Origin of the sequence: Phocaeicola massiliensis B84634 = Timone 84634 = DSM 17679 = JCM 13223 (assembly GCF_000382445.1) — a bacterium.
Taxonomy (GTDB): Bacteria; Bacteroidota; Bacteroidia; order Bacteroidales; family Bacteroidaceae; genus Phocaeicola; species Phocaeicola massiliensis.
Genome location: NZ_KB905472.1, coordinates 1,108,732 through 1,125,590, shown reverse-complemented (window position 1 = coordinate 1,125,590; position 16,859 = coordinate 1,108,732). Strand labels below are relative to the sequence as shown.

Annotated in this window: 16 protein-coding genes and 1 pseudogene; 7 read left to right on the top strand and 10 right to left on the bottom strand. The window is 45.2% G+C overall.

Annotated elements, in window-relative coordinates; genetic code table 11:
• Positions 1–5: 5 nt before the first annotated feature.
• Positions 6–656 (bottom strand): lipoprotein signal peptidase, encoded by a 651-nt coding sequence (locus HMPREF1534_RS14245; RefSeq protein WP_005937738.1) that lies wholly within the window; start codon positions 654–656, stop codon positions 6–8.
• 64 nt (positions 657–720) lie between these two features.
• A complete protein-coding gene (locus tag HMPREF1534_RS14250) occupies positions 721–1,548 on the bottom strand; it encodes a helix-turn-helix domain-containing protein (protein WP_005937736.1) in 828 nt (275 codons plus the stop codon).
• Between the two features lie 128 nt (positions 1,549–1,676).
• Between HMPREF1534_RS14250 and HMPREF1534_RS0118825 the strand changes: the two are divergent.
• Positions 1,677–2,196, top strand: a pseudogene (locus HMPREF1534_RS0118825) (aldo/keto reductase).
• Positions 2,197–2,247: 51 nt separating this feature from the next.
• Positions 2,248–3,114 carry an aldo/keto reductase gene (locus HMPREF1534_RS14255; RefSeq protein WP_005937730.1) on the top strand — a complete coding sequence of 289 codons (867 nt, stop codon included), beginning with the start codon at positions 2,248–2,250 and terminating at the stop codon, positions 3,112–3,114.
• A gap of 13 nt (positions 3,115–3,127) precedes the next feature.
• On the opposite strand, the gene HMPREF1534_RS14260 is transcribed toward HMPREF1534_RS14255, so the two are convergent.
• Positions 3,128–4,006: a hypothetical protein gene (locus HMPREF1534_RS14260; RefSeq protein WP_005937727.1), complete on the bottom strand. Its 879-nt coding sequence runs from the start codon at positions 4,004–4,006 to the stop codon at positions 3,128–3,130.
• Positions 4,007–4,248: 242 nt separating this feature from the next.
• Between HMPREF1534_RS14260 and HMPREF1534_RS14265 the strand changes: the two genes are divergently transcribed.
• Genes HMPREF1534_RS14265 through HMPREF1534_RS14275 form a run of 3 tightly spaced genes read left to right on the top strand, consistent with a single transcriptional unit; the run spans position 4,249 to position 7,470 of the window.
• On the top strand, positions 4,249–5,607 hold the full coding sequence (locus HMPREF1534_RS14265) for a DUF5690 family protein (protein ID WP_005937725.1): 1,359 nt from the start codon (positions 4,249–4,251) through the stop codon (positions 5,605–5,607).
• A 2-nt stretch (positions 5,608–5,609) separates the two neighbouring features.
• The gene (gene phnX / locus HMPREF1534_RS14270; RefSeq protein WP_005937722.1) at positions 5,610–6,374 is read left to right on the top strand and encodes a phosphonoacetaldehyde hydrolase; all 765 of its coding nucleotides are present in this window, start codon (positions 5,610–5,612) and stop codon (positions 6,372–6,374) included.
• A 4-nt stretch (positions 6,375–6,378) separates the two neighbouring features.
• Positions 6,379–7,470, top strand: coding sequence for a 2-aminoethylphosphonate--pyruvate transaminase (locus HMPREF1534_RS14275; RefSeq protein ID WP_005937719.1), 1,092 nt, complete (start codon positions 6,379–6,381; stop codon positions 7,468–7,470).
• A 665-nt stretch (positions 7,471–8,135) separates the two neighbouring features.
• Here the strand turns inward: HMPREF1534_RS14275 and HMPREF1534_RS14280 are convergent.
• Positions 8,136–9,449, bottom strand: a complete 1,314-nt coding sequence (locus HMPREF1534_RS14280; RefSeq protein ID WP_005937716.1) for a vWA domain-containing protein — start codon at positions 9,447–9,449, stop codon at positions 8,136–8,138.
• A complete protein-coding gene (locus HMPREF1534_RS14285) occupies positions 9,427–11,043 on the bottom strand; it encodes an AAA family ATPase (protein ID WP_005937713.1) in 1,617 nt (538 codons plus the stop codon). Before HMPREF1534_RS14285 ends, HMPREF1534_RS14280 begins: the two co-directional genes overlap by 23 nt.
• Positions 11,044–11,199: 156 nt before the next feature.
• On the opposite strand from HMPREF1534_RS14285, the gene HMPREF1534_RS14290 reads away from it, so the two are divergent.
• Complete coding sequence (locus HMPREF1534_RS14290) at positions 11,200–12,249, top strand: winged helix DNA-binding domain-containing protein (RefSeq protein ID WP_005937710.1); 1,050 nt, start codon at positions 11,200–11,202, stop codon at positions 12,247–12,249.
• Positions 12,250–12,263: 14 nt separating this feature from the next.
• Entirely contained in the window at positions 12,264–12,995 is a 732-nt protein-coding gene (locus HMPREF1534_RS14295) for a class I SAM-dependent methyltransferase (RefSeq protein WP_005937707.1), read from the top strand.
• A 47-nt stretch (positions 12,996–13,042) separates the two neighbouring features.
• On the opposite strand, the gene HMPREF1534_RS14300 is transcribed toward HMPREF1534_RS14295, so the two are convergent.
• The 5 genes from HMPREF1534_RS14300 to atpE are packed head-to-tail and all read right to left on the bottom strand — an operon-like array spanning position 13,043 to position 16,848.
• Positions 13,043–13,906, bottom strand: a complete 864-nt coding sequence (locus HMPREF1534_RS14300) for a F0F1 ATP synthase subunit gamma (RefSeq protein ID WP_005937704.1) — start codon at positions 13,904–13,906, stop codon at positions 13,043–13,045.
• 5 nt (positions 13,907–13,911) lie between these two features.
• Positions 13,912–15,501 carry a F0F1 ATP synthase subunit alpha gene (gene atpA / locus HMPREF1534_RS14305; RefSeq protein WP_005937701.1) on the bottom strand — a complete coding sequence of 530 codons (1,590 nt, stop codon included), beginning with the start codon at positions 15,499–15,501 and terminating at the stop codon, positions 13,912–13,914.
• A gap of 18 nt (positions 15,502–15,519) precedes the next feature.
• Positions 15,520–16,074 carry a F0F1 ATP synthase subunit delta gene (locus HMPREF1534_RS14310; protein WP_005937698.1) on the bottom strand — a complete coding sequence of 185 codons (555 nt, stop codon included), beginning with the start codon at positions 16,072–16,074 and terminating at the stop codon, positions 15,520–15,522.
• Positions 16,075–16,080: 6 nt separating this feature from the next.
• Entirely contained in the window at positions 16,081–16,581 is a 501-nt protein-coding gene (gene atpF / locus HMPREF1534_RS14315; RefSeq protein ID WP_005937695.1) for a F0F1 ATP synthase subunit B, read from the bottom strand.
• A gap of 15 nt (positions 16,582–16,596) precedes the next feature.
• Positions 16,597–16,848 (bottom strand): ATP synthase F0 subunit C, encoded by a 252-nt coding sequence (atpE, locus tag HMPREF1534_RS14320; RefSeq protein ID WP_005937691.1) that lies wholly within the window; start codon positions 16,846–16,848, stop codon positions 16,597–16,599.
• Positions 16,849–16,859: the final 11 nt, after the last annotated feature.

Below are 16,859 nucleotides of genomic sequence, written 5' to 3'. Positions count from 1 at the left end.
CAAGTTTAAGATGCTAACTTACTTTTTAAATCATTTTTAATCATGTGAATACTGTCACTGAAGTATTTCTTATAGAACAATAACAAAATAATGACTCCGCAACTGATAGCTGCATCTGCAAAATTAAAGATCGGACTAAAGAATATAAAATTATCTCCTCCTATAAATGGCATCCAACCGGGCCAGTTAAATTCAAAAAGAGGAAAATAGAACATATCGACAACTTTTCCGTATAACCAATCAGTGTATCCATGTCCTATCGGTACAAAAGTTGCCACTTCAGATAAGGTACTTTGACTGAATATGACTCCATAAAAAATACTATCAATAATATTTCCAATTGCACCTGCCAATATCAGGGAAATACAAATAAGATAACCACGTTTACAATTAGCTTTGATAAGTCGGCCTATATACCATATAATAATCCCGGCAAATAAGATACGGCCTATTGTCTGTACTGCTTTGGGAATAACTTGCATACCAAAAGCCATCCCCGGGTTCTCAACAAAATGAATATAGAACCAATCGGTAATGCGAATACTTTCATTATAATACATATTCGTTTTTACCGCTATTTTTATGATTTGGTCAAGAATTAAGATTCCCATCACAATCAACAAGGAAAGCCATCCTTTAGAAATAGTATTTTTCATAAGTATTATTTTGTGTTTTTAAATAGTTGCAAATATACTGAAGAATTTCTATCAGCAACCATTTTCATACCCGAAATGTCATCTTCCGATACTCTGACGGTGATATTCCTATTTTTTTCTGCACATATCGGCTGAAATAGGATACTGAGGAAAAATTCAGCTTTTCGGCAATCTCTGTCAAGGAGAGTTCCTTCTGCCATAGCAGACGAGTGATTTCCAAAAGAGTAAAACGATCTATCCAGTAAGTAGCAGGTCTGCCACTCACCTCTTTACATATCTCCGACAGGTAATGAGGAGTAATGCAAAGTCGGGAAGCATAAAAGTCAAGACTACGGTGACGGATATATTCGCCATTATACAACAATTCGATGAACTTCCGCAGCAGAAAAGTTATATGTTCCGACAGTCGGACCGCCTCCCGTCTGCGTGCATGGATGTCGTAGAGATCGAGAATATGGGCGGTAAGCAGACTGCCTAGTAATTCTTCCCGGAAAAGATGACCTTTATCCTCCATACGCTCCCGGATACACAGCATGGCCTGTTTGCACACCCGGAAGTCATGAAATGAAAGTTTCATGACCGGATTCTGCAAAAGTGACAAATGTCCGATGATGCCGTAATTGCTGCGAATGGCTATTGAGGTAATAAACAAATCCGAAAGGCTCATAAAAATGCCTTGGAAGTCCCCGGAGTCCGAAAAGTCCGACCCAAGTGTTGCATTGGGCAGAATCACATAATCTCCTGCCGCAATGTGATAACGGGTGTCTTGAAACGTAAAGCCCATATTGCCTCCGCTGCAAAGAATATGAATGACTCTTCCCGTATGCCGCAGGGCATTGAAGTCCTGCAATGTATCAGCGAAAATAATCCCATCAAAGTCTGTATGCTCCATTTCCCTTATTCATTTCCTTGCAAAAGTAACCAAAAACCACGAATAGTGAAAATACTACCTCGAATTATGTAACAAAGAAGCGAGAAGTGCGTTGTAATTTTGCATCAGAAGCTAAAACCATAAAGAATATGAAAAATGTAAGATTGAACAACGGAGTAATGATGCCTGCCATCGGGTTCGGCATCTTCCAAATTCCTGAGAACGAAACGGAACGGATTGTGAATGATGCGATTGAGACCGGCTACAGGAAGTTTGATACAGCCGCCTCTTATTTCAATGAGGAGCAGTTAGGCAACGCCATCCGACATAGCGGCATGAAACGTGAGGAGTTCTTCATTACCACCAAATTGTGGGTGCAAGACTACGAATACGATGATGCCCTGCGCGCTTTCGATTTATCGATGAAAAAGCTCGGGCTGGATTATCTGGACCTCTACCTGATGCACAAACCATACGGAAACTATCGTGGTTATTCCTAAATCCGTACACAAGGAGCGAATGGTAGAAAACTTCAACATCCTTGATTTCATACTTTCTGAAGAAGAAATGGCCGCTATCTCCCTACTGGAAACGGGGAAAAGCCCTATCTACGACGACATGGACTTAGCAACTGTGAAAGGAATCGGATTGCACAAAATCCATGAATGATTTTAGAAAGAAAAGAGAAAATAGAATATGAACCCTTAAAAACAGAATCTTATGCAGACTATCAAATTGAACAACGGCATCGAAATGCCGGTATTGGGATACGGAGTATTCCAAGTATCTCCCGAAGAGTGTGAGCGTTGCGTGCTCGATGCCATCAGCACTGGTTATCGGCTGATAGACACGGCGCAGGCCTACTATAATGAAGAGGGTGTGGGCAATGCCGTCACTCGCTGCGGTGTGCCCCGTAACGAACTTTTTCTTACCACCAAAATATGGATAAGCAATGCCGGAGAGACAAACGCCGCCCGCAGCATTGATGAATCTCTCCGTAAACTGCACACCGACTACATCGACTTGCTACTCATCCATCAGCCTTTCAGCGACTACCCGGGAACATGGCGGGCCATGGAGAAGGCCGTAAAAGATGGAAAAGTCCGTGCCATCGGCCTTTCCAACTTCTACCCCGACCGCTTTGTGGATATGGCGGAATATGCCGAAATCAAACCTGCCGTGAACCAGTTAAAGACGAATGTGTTCAGCCAGCAGTGGGAGGCCGAAGCCGAAATGAATCTCTATGATACACACATCATGGCTTGGGCACCGCTGGCGCAAGGTAATCCCGAACTTCTGACCAATCCCGTACTGACTGCTCTAGCTGAGCGATACAATAAAACAGTGCAGCAGGTGGCTCTGCGTTACTTGATACAACGCGGCATCATCGCCATTCCGAAGAGTACTCACACCGAACGTATGAAACAAAATCTGGATGTATTCGACTTTGCCCTCACACCGGAAGATATGGAAAGCATCCGTCCGCTCGACAAACCCGACGACTTCCGTTGGTCGCACCGTAATCCCGAACTCGTAAAATTCCTCCTGAATTACGACAGACAGTTTAACCCGGACAATAAGAAGTAAGAATATGAAAATTTCATAAAGCAAGAATCCTTTTTTCTATTTCCAAATCATTTTCATTCAGTTGGGGAGACGGTATCATGCAAGTACGGATACAGTCTCCCTCCCGACAAGTATAATCGTAATATTTCTTTTGCAGCTCCGTCAAGTTTTCAAGTGCCACAAGCTCCCCTTTCAATTCCAGGAACTCCTCCATGTCCGTACTGTCACTTTGCTTTACAAAGAGAATACGGCGTGATATCGGATTCCTGTTATAATCCAGGCTGAGATATAACCCTTTCAGAAAAGGAGGGAAATCATACATGGGCAATTGCAGGTAAATGCTGAACAAAGCCATTTGGGGAGCTTCCCGTTCGTTGAAAAAAATATATCCGTTCTGATGGTTATTAAACAACCCTACCCCCCGGTGAGTCGTGTTATAAGCACTCATGTGAGTCACCTTCACATACGTGTTATCTTCGGAAGACTCTATCAGGTAAGGTTCCACTTTCAGGCAGTTGCATGACGAAGAAAGACTGTAACTCAAATAGCTGCCACTATAATTATAAACTTCCTGAACAGAACGCTGCATCTCGGCAGTCATCATTTCCATAAACGGATTCGCCTTTGTCTCGCCATTGGCAGGTTCCAGACTGAAAAGCAATTCTTTGATGCTTGACAAATTTCCCATCAAGCGTTTCTTTGAAATGTTATTGACCTGTCCCAAAGCCAAATCCAATGAATTTTCTTCAGAATGTCCTTGTTTCAATGAGGTTACATAAGTGGGCAGGACACTGGAATAAAGCGCAGACAACACACTGGGAGCCATATCGATAAAATCTGCTATTTCTTTCATTTTCAATCCGTTATTACGGAGGTATTCTATTCTTCTATAAATTTCTATTAAATCATCCATGGATATTATCTTCTATATTGAACTTACAAAATACAAGTTTCCGTGTGAACTTACAATGACATACACATTACATTAATATTACATCATCAACTCCTCGCTATATGAAAAATATTAATCATAAATATTCATTTTTTCTCCGACCGGATGAGCATACTTTTGCTGCCGGAAATCATCGGAACGGGACGCAAGACTCCGCTTTTACGATGATAAAAACATAATTTGCAAAAACAAGTAAAACAATAATGGAAGCAAAAAGCGAAACGAACAAACCAATATCCAATTTCCTGTTTATCTTATGGGCAGGAGGAACAGCCTTACTTTCCTATTCATTGGTATATGCACTGCGTAAACCTTTTACGGCTGCCACTTTTGACGGAATGGACTTTTTCGGAATGGATTACAAAGTAGCCACTACTATCATGCAAATCTTCGGCTACCTCATCTCTAAGTTTTTTGCCATTAAAATTGTCTCCGAATTGAAACGGGAGAACCGGTTGAAATTCATGATATTCTCCGTGGCTCTTGCCGAACTTGCATTGGTCTTTTTCGGACTGCTCCCCACTCCTTTCAATGTATTTGCATTGTTCTTCAACGGACTGGCGCTGGGGTGTATGTGGGGAGTTATCTTCAGTTTCATTGAGGGCCGCAAAGTGACCGACATATTAGCTAGTTTGCTGGGAGTAAGCATGGCTGTGAGTTCCGGAATGGCAAAATCACTCGGGCTATTTGTCATCAACACATTCGGTGTCACAGAATTCTGGATGCCTGCCCTGATAGGCGGTCTGGCTTTTCCGCTACTTGTCCTGATGGGATGGTCGCTCAACAAACTGCCATCCCCCACTGACGAAGACCGCGCCCTGCGTTCGGAACGCGTAGCACTGAACGGAGAACAGCGCCGGCAACTGTTCAAAAGCTATATGCCCCTGCTGATAATGTTGTTTTTTGCCAATCTGTTCATCACCATCCTGCGTGATATCAAGGAAGATTTTCTGGTCAACATTATTGACGTAAGCACTATCTCTTCATGGTTGTTTGCACAAGTAGACGGCATGGTAACACTGATTATTCTGGGAATATTTGCCATGATGTCACTGATAAACAGCAATTACAGGGTGCTGATAGTGCTCCTTTCCATGGTGATAGGTGGAGCCGTAACCATCAGTTATCTGGCATTCAATTATGACACACTGCAATTGCCCACCCTTTACTGGCTCTTTATACAGAGTTTGAGCCTGTATATTGTCTACCTGAGTTTTCAAACCTTATTCTTCGAACGGTTTATCGCCTGCTTCAAGATTAAAGGGAATGTGGGATTTTTCATCGCATCCATCGACTTTATCGGATACACAGGAACGGTTTGTGTGCTTCTTTTCAAAGAATATTGCAGCCCGAATATCGACTGGATGCAATTCTACAACCAATTTTCGGGATGGGTAGGCATCGTTGCCGGTATTGCATTCATCGGTTCGGCAATCTATCTGATGCAACGATACAAAATGGAAAAACAGAACTTACCCACGGAATGTTATCACCCGACGGACAACGCCACGAATGCTTTCCCGCAAATCCAATCCACTCCTACAGGAAATGAATATGTGTAATTATGGACTGGGCAGGAACAGCAGTCGATTACGGATGTTTTGCACCTGTTGCCGCCTTCTTGAAGGCCTTTGGTGAAGTAGGTATCACTGTAACCATGGAAGAAGCACGCCGCCCTATGGGAATGGCAAAAATAGACCATATCCGTGAACTGTTCAAGTTGCCCGGAGTGACAGAGCAATTCCAAAAACTATACAACAGACTTTGGACGGAAGAAGATGTGGTTGCCATGAACCGTGAATTTGAGAAATATCTCTTCGCTTCTCTTCAGGAATATACCACTCCTATCCCCGGAGTCATTGAAACCATTGGCGAACTGAAAAAGGCAGGCATTAAAATCGGCTCCACCACAGGTTATACACGCGCCATGATGGATGTGGTCCTGCCGGGAGCTGCCGCCAAAGGTTATACCACAGACAATTGTGTCACCCCCGACGGTCTTCCTGCCGGACGTCCTCAGCCTTTTATGATTTACAAAAACATGACAGATTTGAATGTACCTTCCGTAACAAGTGTTGTGAAATATGGGGATACCATTGCCGACATCAAAGAAGGAGTGAATGCAGGCGTATGGACTGTCGGTGTCATTCTGGGCAGCAACGAAATGGGGCTTACCCAAGAAGAAACCGAGAAACTTCCATCAGATGAACTGAACAAACGCATGGCTGCCGTCAGAAAACGCATGTATATGGCAGGTGCCCATTATGTGGTAAACAGCATTGCCGAACTCCCCGAAATTATTGAAATTATCAACCATAAAATAAACTAACACAATGAGACCATATTTACTTTTGACTCCCGGCCCTTTAACAACATCAGAAACAGTAAAAACAGCCATGATGACCGACTGGTGCACATGGGATGAGGATTACAATGTGCACATCGTTGAAGAAATCCGCAAAGGACTGGTGAAACTCGCTACCCATAAAACCGATGAATACACAGCCGTTCTGTTACAGGGAAGCGGTACTTACTGCGTAGAAGCAACATTGGGAAGCGTCATCACCCCGAAACACAAATTACTCATTCTGAGCAACGGCGCATACGGTGACCGTATGGGAAACATTGCCGAATACCACGGCATGAACTATGACATGCTTGCTTTTGATGAAACCGAACAAGTATCCGTGGAATATGTGGACGACTACCTGGCACATAACGCAGAAATCACACACGTGGCAGTGGTGCATTGCGAAACAACGACCGGCATTCTGAACCCGTTGAAGGAGATTGCCCACATGGTAAAGATGCACGGCAAGAAGTTGATTGTGGATGCAATGAGTAGCTTCGGAGGCGTACCCTTGGATGTAGAGGAACTGGGTATCGACTTTATGATCAGCAGCGCCAACAAGTGCATTCAGGGTGTACCGGGATTCGGCTTCATCATAGCCCGCAAATCCGAACTGGCACACTGCAAGGGCGTATCACGCAGCCTCTCTCTTGACATTTACGACCAATGGGAAACAATGGAGAAGGGACACGGCAAATGGCGCTTCACCTCTCCCACTCACGTGGTACGCGCTTTTAAACAGGCCATGGACGAATTAGAGGCCGAAGGCGGCGTGCAGGCACGTCACGAACGCTACTGCCGCAATCACGAGGTATTGGTGGCAGGAATGCGCTCTCTGGGCTTCAAAACCTTATTGGATGACACCATACAATCTCCCATTATCACTTCTTTCCTGTACCCCGATGCGGCATTTGATTTCAAAGAATTCTATAAGCAACTGAAAACAAAGGGATTCGTGATTTATCCGGGTAAAATTTCACAGGCAGATACATTCCGTATCGGAAATATCGGCGATGTATTTCCTGAAGATTTCAGCCGACTGATTGATGCCATAAAAAGCACAATAAAGGCATAAAGTCTTCTCGCATAAAAATGGTAATTGTTTCTCGCTATACCAAAAGAGTGAAACAGTTGATTATCAAATGATTAACAATTTATTTGGGACCACTTGGACCAGGGCCCGCCTTTATGAGAATCCGGCCCCAATAAAAGACCATTAATAAATTGATAATCAAACCGATAAAGCGGACAAGCCTATTAAATGAAATTCGGCACTGTAATCAATGAGATTATAAATCATTCAAGCACCTATTCAGCGAAACAACAAACTCATTGCCAACAGATATTATTCATGTAATAATAATTCATATTCCATAAAAAGAGCTTGTCCGTTTTACAAATCAAGAACATACTGATAAACAACAATATATATATTCATATCAGCAGAAATCCGGGGTCAGAATCTCATAAAGACGGGCCCTGGTCCCAGTGGTCCCAAATAAATCATTAATTCTTTGACAATCAATTATTTAATTATAACCCACATCACAAATCCGCAGTCCGTTTTATAAAGAGATAAAAGCGAAAAATAAAACATGAAAAAGGACTCCCGAAAAACTCCACTGTCTTTTTGCAAAACCTCTAAGTCTTTTGCGAAAAGACAGTGGAGTTTTGCAAAAAGCTGAAAGAGTTTTTTCAAGAACCTCAGAATTAAAAAATGCGGTTTTCTTTTCGTCTCCGTCACATCTCCCAATATCTATCGCAAAGATTCAGATATTCCATTTCGGGTTGATTGCCAAAAGAGAGTGCAAAAAAAGAAGTCTTCCGACGTTTCATCACTCTTATTTGTTCTTTTAAATCTTTGGATAACGGAGGCATCTCGAAGTCTGAAATCAGGACAATATCCGACTCTCTGAAATCGTTTCCGTTAATGATATGCGCCGCTTCGCGAAGGGCGGGTTCTACATCCGTTCCTCCGTTGAAGGATTTATTGAGAAATTCGGCCAGTTTGGGCATGTCGCGCGACAAATCTTCCACCAACAGAGCTACAGCCTCATCGGAGAAGTTGATGACATAACATTTGCGGTGAGTCTTTTCCGTCAACTGAGCAATGGCAAGAATCGCAGACTTGGACAGGATTTCCCGGTCGCCCTGCATGGAGCCGGACGTATCCACACAGATGATATAAGGCCCTTGTCCCGAAACTTTCTGCTTGTCATTCTTCACCGGGTCTGCTTCTTTCGATTTATAATCAAACAGTTGCAACCGCTTCTCGGCATACCGTTCCATGAACACGGCACGCAGCGAATCGTCCGCCAGATAACAATATTCTATCGGCAACAGACTGTTCAGGTCATTGCCCAAAGTGACGCCCGTTATATCGCTGTGCGGAGAATGGCGAATCAGCATCTTCTTATCCACTCCCGAAAGAGAATCATATTTCAATGGTTCCCGGTGCTTTCTCCCCAAAAGATGCGCCAGTTGCCGGATGGCAGGATTGCGTTTCATCACTTGCTCAAAGGGGAGCATCTTGCGATACAAATCCGGGTAGTTGTGAAGCAGCCACTCCATGCGCGACCCGAGCAGATGATTGCCCGACTGTTGCCCATGTTTCTTTACCAACAGATCGAAACTCTCGCAAAGGCTGTCGATGTGCATATACTGATAGTCGTACTCCTTGCGGGTGAGCAACTGATGCCATTTATCCAGGAAAAACTCCTTTGTCTGCGTTGCTTCCCCTTTTAGCAGAGAGCAACCTTCCATTCGTGAGATATAGTAATCAATATTGAGTTCGGAAAGCTCATAACGCTTCTTGAATGCACTGCGCATCTGTTTCAGGAATTGCAGGAATGCCATGTCCGGCAAGTGTTCCGAGGAATAAAAAGCATCCCACTCGGGAGTGTAGCGCGAATAATATTCCTGCAGGGAAGGCGTTGTGCGGCGATAGTAGGCAAGCACTTTTTCCTCCAATTCGTGTCGGCGCACCACTCCGCTGCCGATATCATCCCCGTATGCTTTAAACGTTCTGTCTTTAAGCTCCTGTGAATAAATCATCTTCAGGTCTCTCAACCTTATATTCCTGGTTCTCTTTTCGGTACGCATCAGCCATTTCGTTCAATTCGTTCTTATATCGTTCTATATTGTTCTTTTGATAGGTGAGCATCCTCCGCATCAGGAGGCGTTGCCTTGCACTCAGGAAAAGATGATTTTCGTAATACTCTGTTTCGGCAGCAAGCAACTCGTTCCAGTCTTTCTCCATTCTCTTCAAAGCTTCGGTCACCGAACGGTATTTCATGCCCAGGTCTTCCGGCTCCGGTTCGGGAGACGGAGGCGGACAGTTCTCATAACACATCAGATGATATTCATAATTGTTTATATAAACGGAGCGAGTTCCCCGCTTCAACGTATATATCTTGCTACGGGGAACTTTGGCATGAAGCACCGAATCATATTTTTTCAGAATACAACAATTTGCTTTGTACTTGTCTTTGTGCAAATAGAACAGTTTCCCTGTTTTGTCAAGATGCCGGTAATCGGAAGCAAAAATCAGCAAACGCTCTCTCATGCGGACTCCCTCCACCTGATAGTAATAGGTATCCACCACCTGAATGCCGGGATCATTAAGCTCGCGCAAACTGTGTTCCGAAGATTGACAGTCTTTCAGTTCCTCGATATCTTGTTCCAGCCCCTTTATGTTGAGCAGATAGCCCTCGGCACTCTTCCGTATGGCGGCGGCAACCATTTCTTCAATGGCTTCCATATGCTCCGTTTCGCTCCACAAGCAATAAGATAAAAGCGTACAGTCCGACAGGCGGATGGTATCCGAACCGTTCAGGAAAGCGGACGTCTTGAGCAGCTTTACCATCTTCTTCCAGCGACGGTCGGACACATAGAGAGGAGCTGAAATACCACCCTCGTTCTGCACTTGCCGGTTATATTGCTCAATGCCGTCTTTCAGTGCATGAATCACTTCAAAAATGGAGTAATGAATCTTTATGGCAGCTATTTCCTTTTCCCAACGGACATATTCTTCACCGGTTATTTGAAGTTGTTCATCCACCACCGGTTCCGTTTCGTCGGTAGACGAAATCATGCGGTCAAACTCACCCATATCTTCTATTCCTCCCACCAGACAACGAAGCAGGAATCGGTCCCATAGAGCTTCAAGTCCCTGCCCTTGTGCCGGAAGTTCATTGGATGCTGCAATCAGACCTTTCAGAGGAACCCGAATAGAAAACTGTCCGTTACGATAAATCTTTTCATTGATAATGGTCAGCAAAGCATTCTGAATGGCAGGTCCGGCTTTCCATATTTCATCCAGAAAGGCAATGGTAGCCGAAGGCAGATAACCATCGACAATGCGTTCGTAGGTATCCGCATCCTTCAGTTTGGAGATGGATACCGGCCCGAATATTTCATCGGGCGTACTAAAACGGGACATGAGATACTCGAAAGCGTAGGCATCCCGAAAAGCCAGTTTCAGGCGGCGCGCCACCATACTCTTGGCAACTCCCGGAGGGCCGAGCAGGAAGATACTCTCTCCTGCCACTGCCGACAGCAGGGAGAGTGCCACCACATGCTCTTTCTCGAAAACACGTTCGTTAAGTTGTTGTAACAGGGATTCTATACGAAGCTTTAATTCATTCATTTTACTTTTTCCTTTGAAATTTCATTGTGCTGTTGCCGATTCTTTTCAAAACGCAGTCACAAAAGTAGTGCATTTATTCAGATAAAAGATAAAATCCGGCTCTTATCTTGTTTCTCACGCCGAATTATCTATCTTTGCGCCCAACATTGACAAACCATGAAAACATTAAAAGATATTGCAACGGCAAGGTTGCTGAACCAACATCTGCTTCGCCCGCTATTCACTGCCCCACAAGAGGTAGTGTCGTGGATGGGAGCAATGCAGGCACAGGATTTCTCCATGTGCCGGTGGGCCGTCGGAGTAAGGATGCGGAAGCCCTCGGAGGCCGGCGTTATCGAGGCACTCAACAAGGGCGACATCATCCGCTCACACTTGAACCGTTCCACCTGGCAACTGGTCACTAAAGAAGACTATCATTGGATGATGCCACTCCATCGGGAGCGTTCCATCCGTTCGTGGTGTGCATTTGCCAAACAGTCGGGCAACCCGATTTCCGACAAAATGATGGACAACAGCCGTGAGCTTCTGACTAATATATTAGGTGGAAAGAAGCATCTGACACGAGAAGATATCATACCTTTCTATCAGGAAATAGACATCGACAATGCTCACACCGTCCGCCACCTGTTGGCAGTGGCAGAGGCGGAAGGCATCATCCATAACGGTTGCACCGACGGCAGGAAGATAACCTACCGGCTTTACGGAAAAGATGAAAACAAGTTCGGTTGCCTGCCGAAAGAAGAAGCATTGGCACGCTTGGCAACAAAGTATTTCCAAAGCCACGCCCCCGCCACACTCGCCGATTTTGTATGGTGGAGCGGATTACCGGTGAAAGAATGCCGCATAGGAATGGAACAGATATCCTCTGCGCTGACCGTAAAAATGATAAACGGTACGGAATATTTCCTGCACGAGAGTAATCGATATGGCAAAATGCAAAAGGACAGCATTACACTTTTGCCTCCCTACGATGAATTGCTCATCGGCTACAAAGACCGTTCCGCCGTACTCTCCAAGGAGCACGAAAGGAAAGCCTACAATACGTTCGGCATTTTCTATCCGGTGGTTCTGCATGAGCATCGGATAGCCGGCAACTGGTCAAGGAAAGAATTAAGCGTTACTTTTTTTGAAAATGATAAGCCGGATGCAGCGTGTTTGGAAAAGGCAAAAAAACAATACGAGAAATTTGTAAATACCAACCGATAAAAATGACACAGCAAATGAAAGCAAACCTTCTCTCTCCCGATAAAGACCCGATGGGGGCAGCTATTACCGACTATTTTCACCATCAGAAGGCAGGAAAACTACGTGTATTCTCATCTCAGTTTGAAGAAGATGAAATTCCCATTAACCAGCTTTTCCGTTCGTTCGACGAAATGTCCGAACCGGAGAAGACAGCTTTGCAAATGGCAAGCGGAAAGATTCTGGATGCCGGTGCCGGAAGCGGTTGCCATACCCTGGCATTGCAAGAAATGGGAAAGGAAGTTTGCGCCATTGACATCTCCCCGCTTTCAGTCAAGGTTATGGCAGAACGCGGTGTACGTGATGTCCGTCAAATCAACCTTTTTGATGTAGGATTTCTTGAAACATTTGATACCATCCTGATGCTGATGAATGGTTCGGGCATCATCGGGAAATTAGAAAATATGCCCGATTTCTTTCTGAGAATGAAACAATTGCTTCGTCCGGGAGGATGTATTTTAATGGATTCGAGCGACCTGCGCTATCTTTTCGAGGATGAAGACGGCAGCTTCCTGATAGACCTTGCAGGAGATTACTATGGCGAAATTGATTTCCGGATGCAATATAAGAATATCAAAGGAGACCGTTTCGACTGGCTCTATGTGGATTTTCAAACACTCAGTCTCTATGCTGCCGAGTATGGCTTTGAAGCAGAGCTGATAAAAGAAGGAAAGCACTATGATTACCTGGCTTGTCTGCGGATGAAATAAAACCGCGAATGTCCGAAATCGAATTCCGAATATTCGCGGTTTCCTCATTAAGCCATCGAGCCGCCCACAATATCAAGCAATTCATTGGTAATTGACTGCTGGCGGCTTTTGTTATACATCACCGTCAGCTCCTGCAACAACTCATTGGCATTGTCTGTTGCAATCTGCATGGCCATGGTCCGTGCCGCATGTTCGGCAGCATTCGAATCCAGCAATACGGTGAACATCTTCATACGCAACACCTTGGGTAGCATTTCCTGCATCAGTTCCTCGGCAGAAGGCTCAAGAATATAGTCTATCGTCCTCTCTTCCTCCTTCTTTTCATTATTTAAATCAATGGGAAGATACGTCTCGCGAGTCAATATCTGCGAAGCGGTGGACTTGAAATGATTATAGAGCAATTCCACTTTATCCACATCGCCATGCAGGAAGCGTTTCATCAAATCGGCAGCCAGGTCGGCAGCCTCCTGATAAGAAGGTTTGTCTGCCATGTGCTGGAAGTCGCCTTCAATGCGGAATCCCAGCTTCCTGACAGCATCCGCCACCTTCTTTCCTACCGGGAAAACCAGAATATTCTCCAATCCCAACGGCTTGTATTCTGTCAGCAAATCGACCAGGTGCCTGATGACATTGGCATTAAACCCGCCGCACAGACTGGTATTGGAAGCAAACACCACGACAGCCACCTTTTTTACTTCACGCTTCACAATGAAAGGAGACGTCACCTCGGTACAGTTGCTCATAAAATCGGTCAGTATATGGTGCAGCCTGCGTTCGTAAGGAAGCATACTTTCTATGGCAGCCTGAGCCTTATGCAATTTGGCTGAAGCCACCATTTTCATAGCCGAAGTAATCTTTCGGGTATTGTTTACCGAGGCTATTCTTCCTTTTACTTCTTTCAGTGATGCCATGATAATTATTGTTCTTTATAAGATTGAGCTGTTTCCGCAGCCACTTTTTCTATGATTCCGGTTACTTCCTCATTGATGACACCGCTTGCCAGCACATCAATTACATCCTGCTGATGATTGGCGCGCATCGTTTCCAAAAAAGTATTCTGGAATTCAATCACTTTATCCAAAGGTACATCATGCAGCAAGCTATGTACCCCGCAATAAAGGACGGCAATCTGCTCGCCCACCGGCATCGGGCTGTACTGGGGCTGAATCAATAACCGGTTGTTCTTACGTCCACGGTCGATGGCCATGGCAGTCACGGCATCCATATCACTGCTGAACTTGGAGAATGCTTCCAGTTCACGATACTGTGCCTGGTCTATCTTCAATGTACCCGCTACCTTCTTCATACTCTTTATCTGTGCGCTACCACCTACACGGGATACAGAAATACCTACATTGATGGCAGGACGGAATCCCTGGTTGAAGAGGTCCGTTTCGAGGAATATCTGACCATCGGTAATGGAAATCACATTTGTCGGGATATAGGCCGAAACGTCTCCCGCCTGCGTCTCGATGATGGGCAGGGCTGTCAACGAGCCACCACCTTTCACCTTTCCCTTCAGGCTTGCCGGAAGATCGTTCATCTGTTCTGCCACTTCCTGCTGGTTGATTATCTTCGCGGCACGCTCCAACAAACGGGAATGCAAATAAAAGATATCTCCCGGATAAGCCTCACGCCCCGAAGGACGGCGGAGAATCAACGATACCTCACGGTAGGCAACAGCCTGCTTGGACAAGTCATCGTAAACGACCAACGCATCCCGACCGGTATCGCGGAAATACTCTCCGATGGCAGCTCCTGCAAACGGAGCAAAATATTGCAAGGCGGCAGGGTCGGCAGCAGTAGCGGCAACTACGATAGTGTAGTCCAATGCTCCACGCTCCTTCAGCACGTTCACGATATTGGCAACAGTAGAACCTTTCTGTCCCACGGCTACATAAATACAGTAAACAGGTTTGCCTGCTTCGTAATTCGCTTTCTGATTCAAGATGGTATCGATGGCAATGGCGGTCTTTCCCGTCTGACGGTTGCCGATAATCAATTCACGCTGTCCGCGACCGATAGGAATCATGGCATCGACAGACTTCAAGCCGGTTTGTAACGGCTGATTGACGGGCTGGCGGAAAATCACCCCCGGAGCCTTGCGCTCCAACGGCATCTCACAAAGCTCACCGCCTATCTGTCCGCGTCCGTCAAGGGGTTCGCCCAATGGGTCAATAACGCGTCCCAACATACTTTCGCCCACCTTGATGGAAGCGATTCGTTTGGTGCGTTTTACAATCATACCTTCCTTAATCTGATCGGTAGGTCCTAATAACACCGCACCCACATTGTCCTCTTCCAAATTCATCACAATGGCTTTGATGCCATTCTCAAACTCCAGCAACTCATTCGCCTCGGCATTGAGCAAGCCGTAGATACGAACCACGCCATCGCTCACCTGAAGCACCGTACCCACCTCATCAAACTGAAGTGAGGTATCGATATCCTTGAGTTGTCGAAGCAATACTTCGGATACTTCGCTGGGTCTTATATTTTCAGACATAGTCTTTACTTTTCTTTTTTATACTATTCTTCTGTTCTTCTCTATAAACTGCTGTTTCACTCTGCGTATCTGGCTGGCAACGCTTGCATCCAAGCGGTAGGTACCGATTTCGAATATGAAACCACCTTCCAACGAGGCGTCTACTTTTGTAGCAAATTCAGCAGTTCCTTTCGTACGGCTGACTACTATCTTACGGATACGCTCCACTACTTCGGGAGCTACCGGATAAGCCGTGGTCAACTTGCCTATGCTGATATTTTTCTGTTTCCTGTACAGGTCGATATATGAATTTATCATAAACTGAAGAAACTTTTCACGCTTTTCCTTCAACACCAGTTGTACAAAGCGTTCCAGCTCCTTTGTCACTTTCCCTCCGGCAGCTTCCACTACCAGCCTCAGCTTTACATCGGGCGCCAGTACAGGATTGTCCATAGCCTGCCGCAACTCGGGAACTTGCGCATAACTGTCTTTCAGCAACAACGCTTCCCGGTAAACAGCATCTTCCACCTTCGCATCATCGGCATACGCCAGCAATGCCTTGGCATATCGCATAGAAACTACTCCTATATACATGGCAAATCAGTTTTTAGAAACAGTCAATTCATCCAGCAGCCGGTCAATCATTGCCGTCTGCTTGTTCTCGTCGTCGAGGTTCTTACGCAACACTTTCTCGGCAATATCAACGGACAGAACCGCTACCTGACGGCGTATGTCACGGATAGCATCTTCTTTTTCTGCCTGGATTTGGCGCTTCACCTCTTCCATCATTTTATCTCCTTCTATCCGTGCCTGTTCTTTGGCTTCCTTGATAATACGGTCTCGTGTCGCCGCTGCTTCGTTCAGTATGCGTGCCTGTTCCTCATGAGCTTTAGCCATGATGGTTTCACCTTCGGCTTTCAGGTTAGCCAACTGTTCGTTTGCTTCTTTTGCCACCACCAACGAACGGTCGATGTACTCCTTACGCTCATTCACCATCTTGACAATGACGGGAAAACCGTATTTGGCGAGCACAAAGAACACGATGCCGAAGGAAAGCAACATCCAAAACAACAAACCACTATCGGGCACTAATAATGACATAACTTCTTTTTATTTTTATAATGCAAGGAAACAAACCACAATGGCGAACAAGGCTACACCTTCTACCAAGGCGGCGATGATAATCATATTCATACGGATATCACCTGAAACTTCCGGCTGGCGTGCAATAGCTTCCATAGCCGAGCCACCAATCTTACCAATACCCAAACCTGCACCGATTACTGCTAAACCTGCACCCAGTGCTGCACCTACTTTACTCAAGCCGACTCCGGCTGCTGCTTGTAATAATACTGTTGATAGTAACATAACTTTTCTAT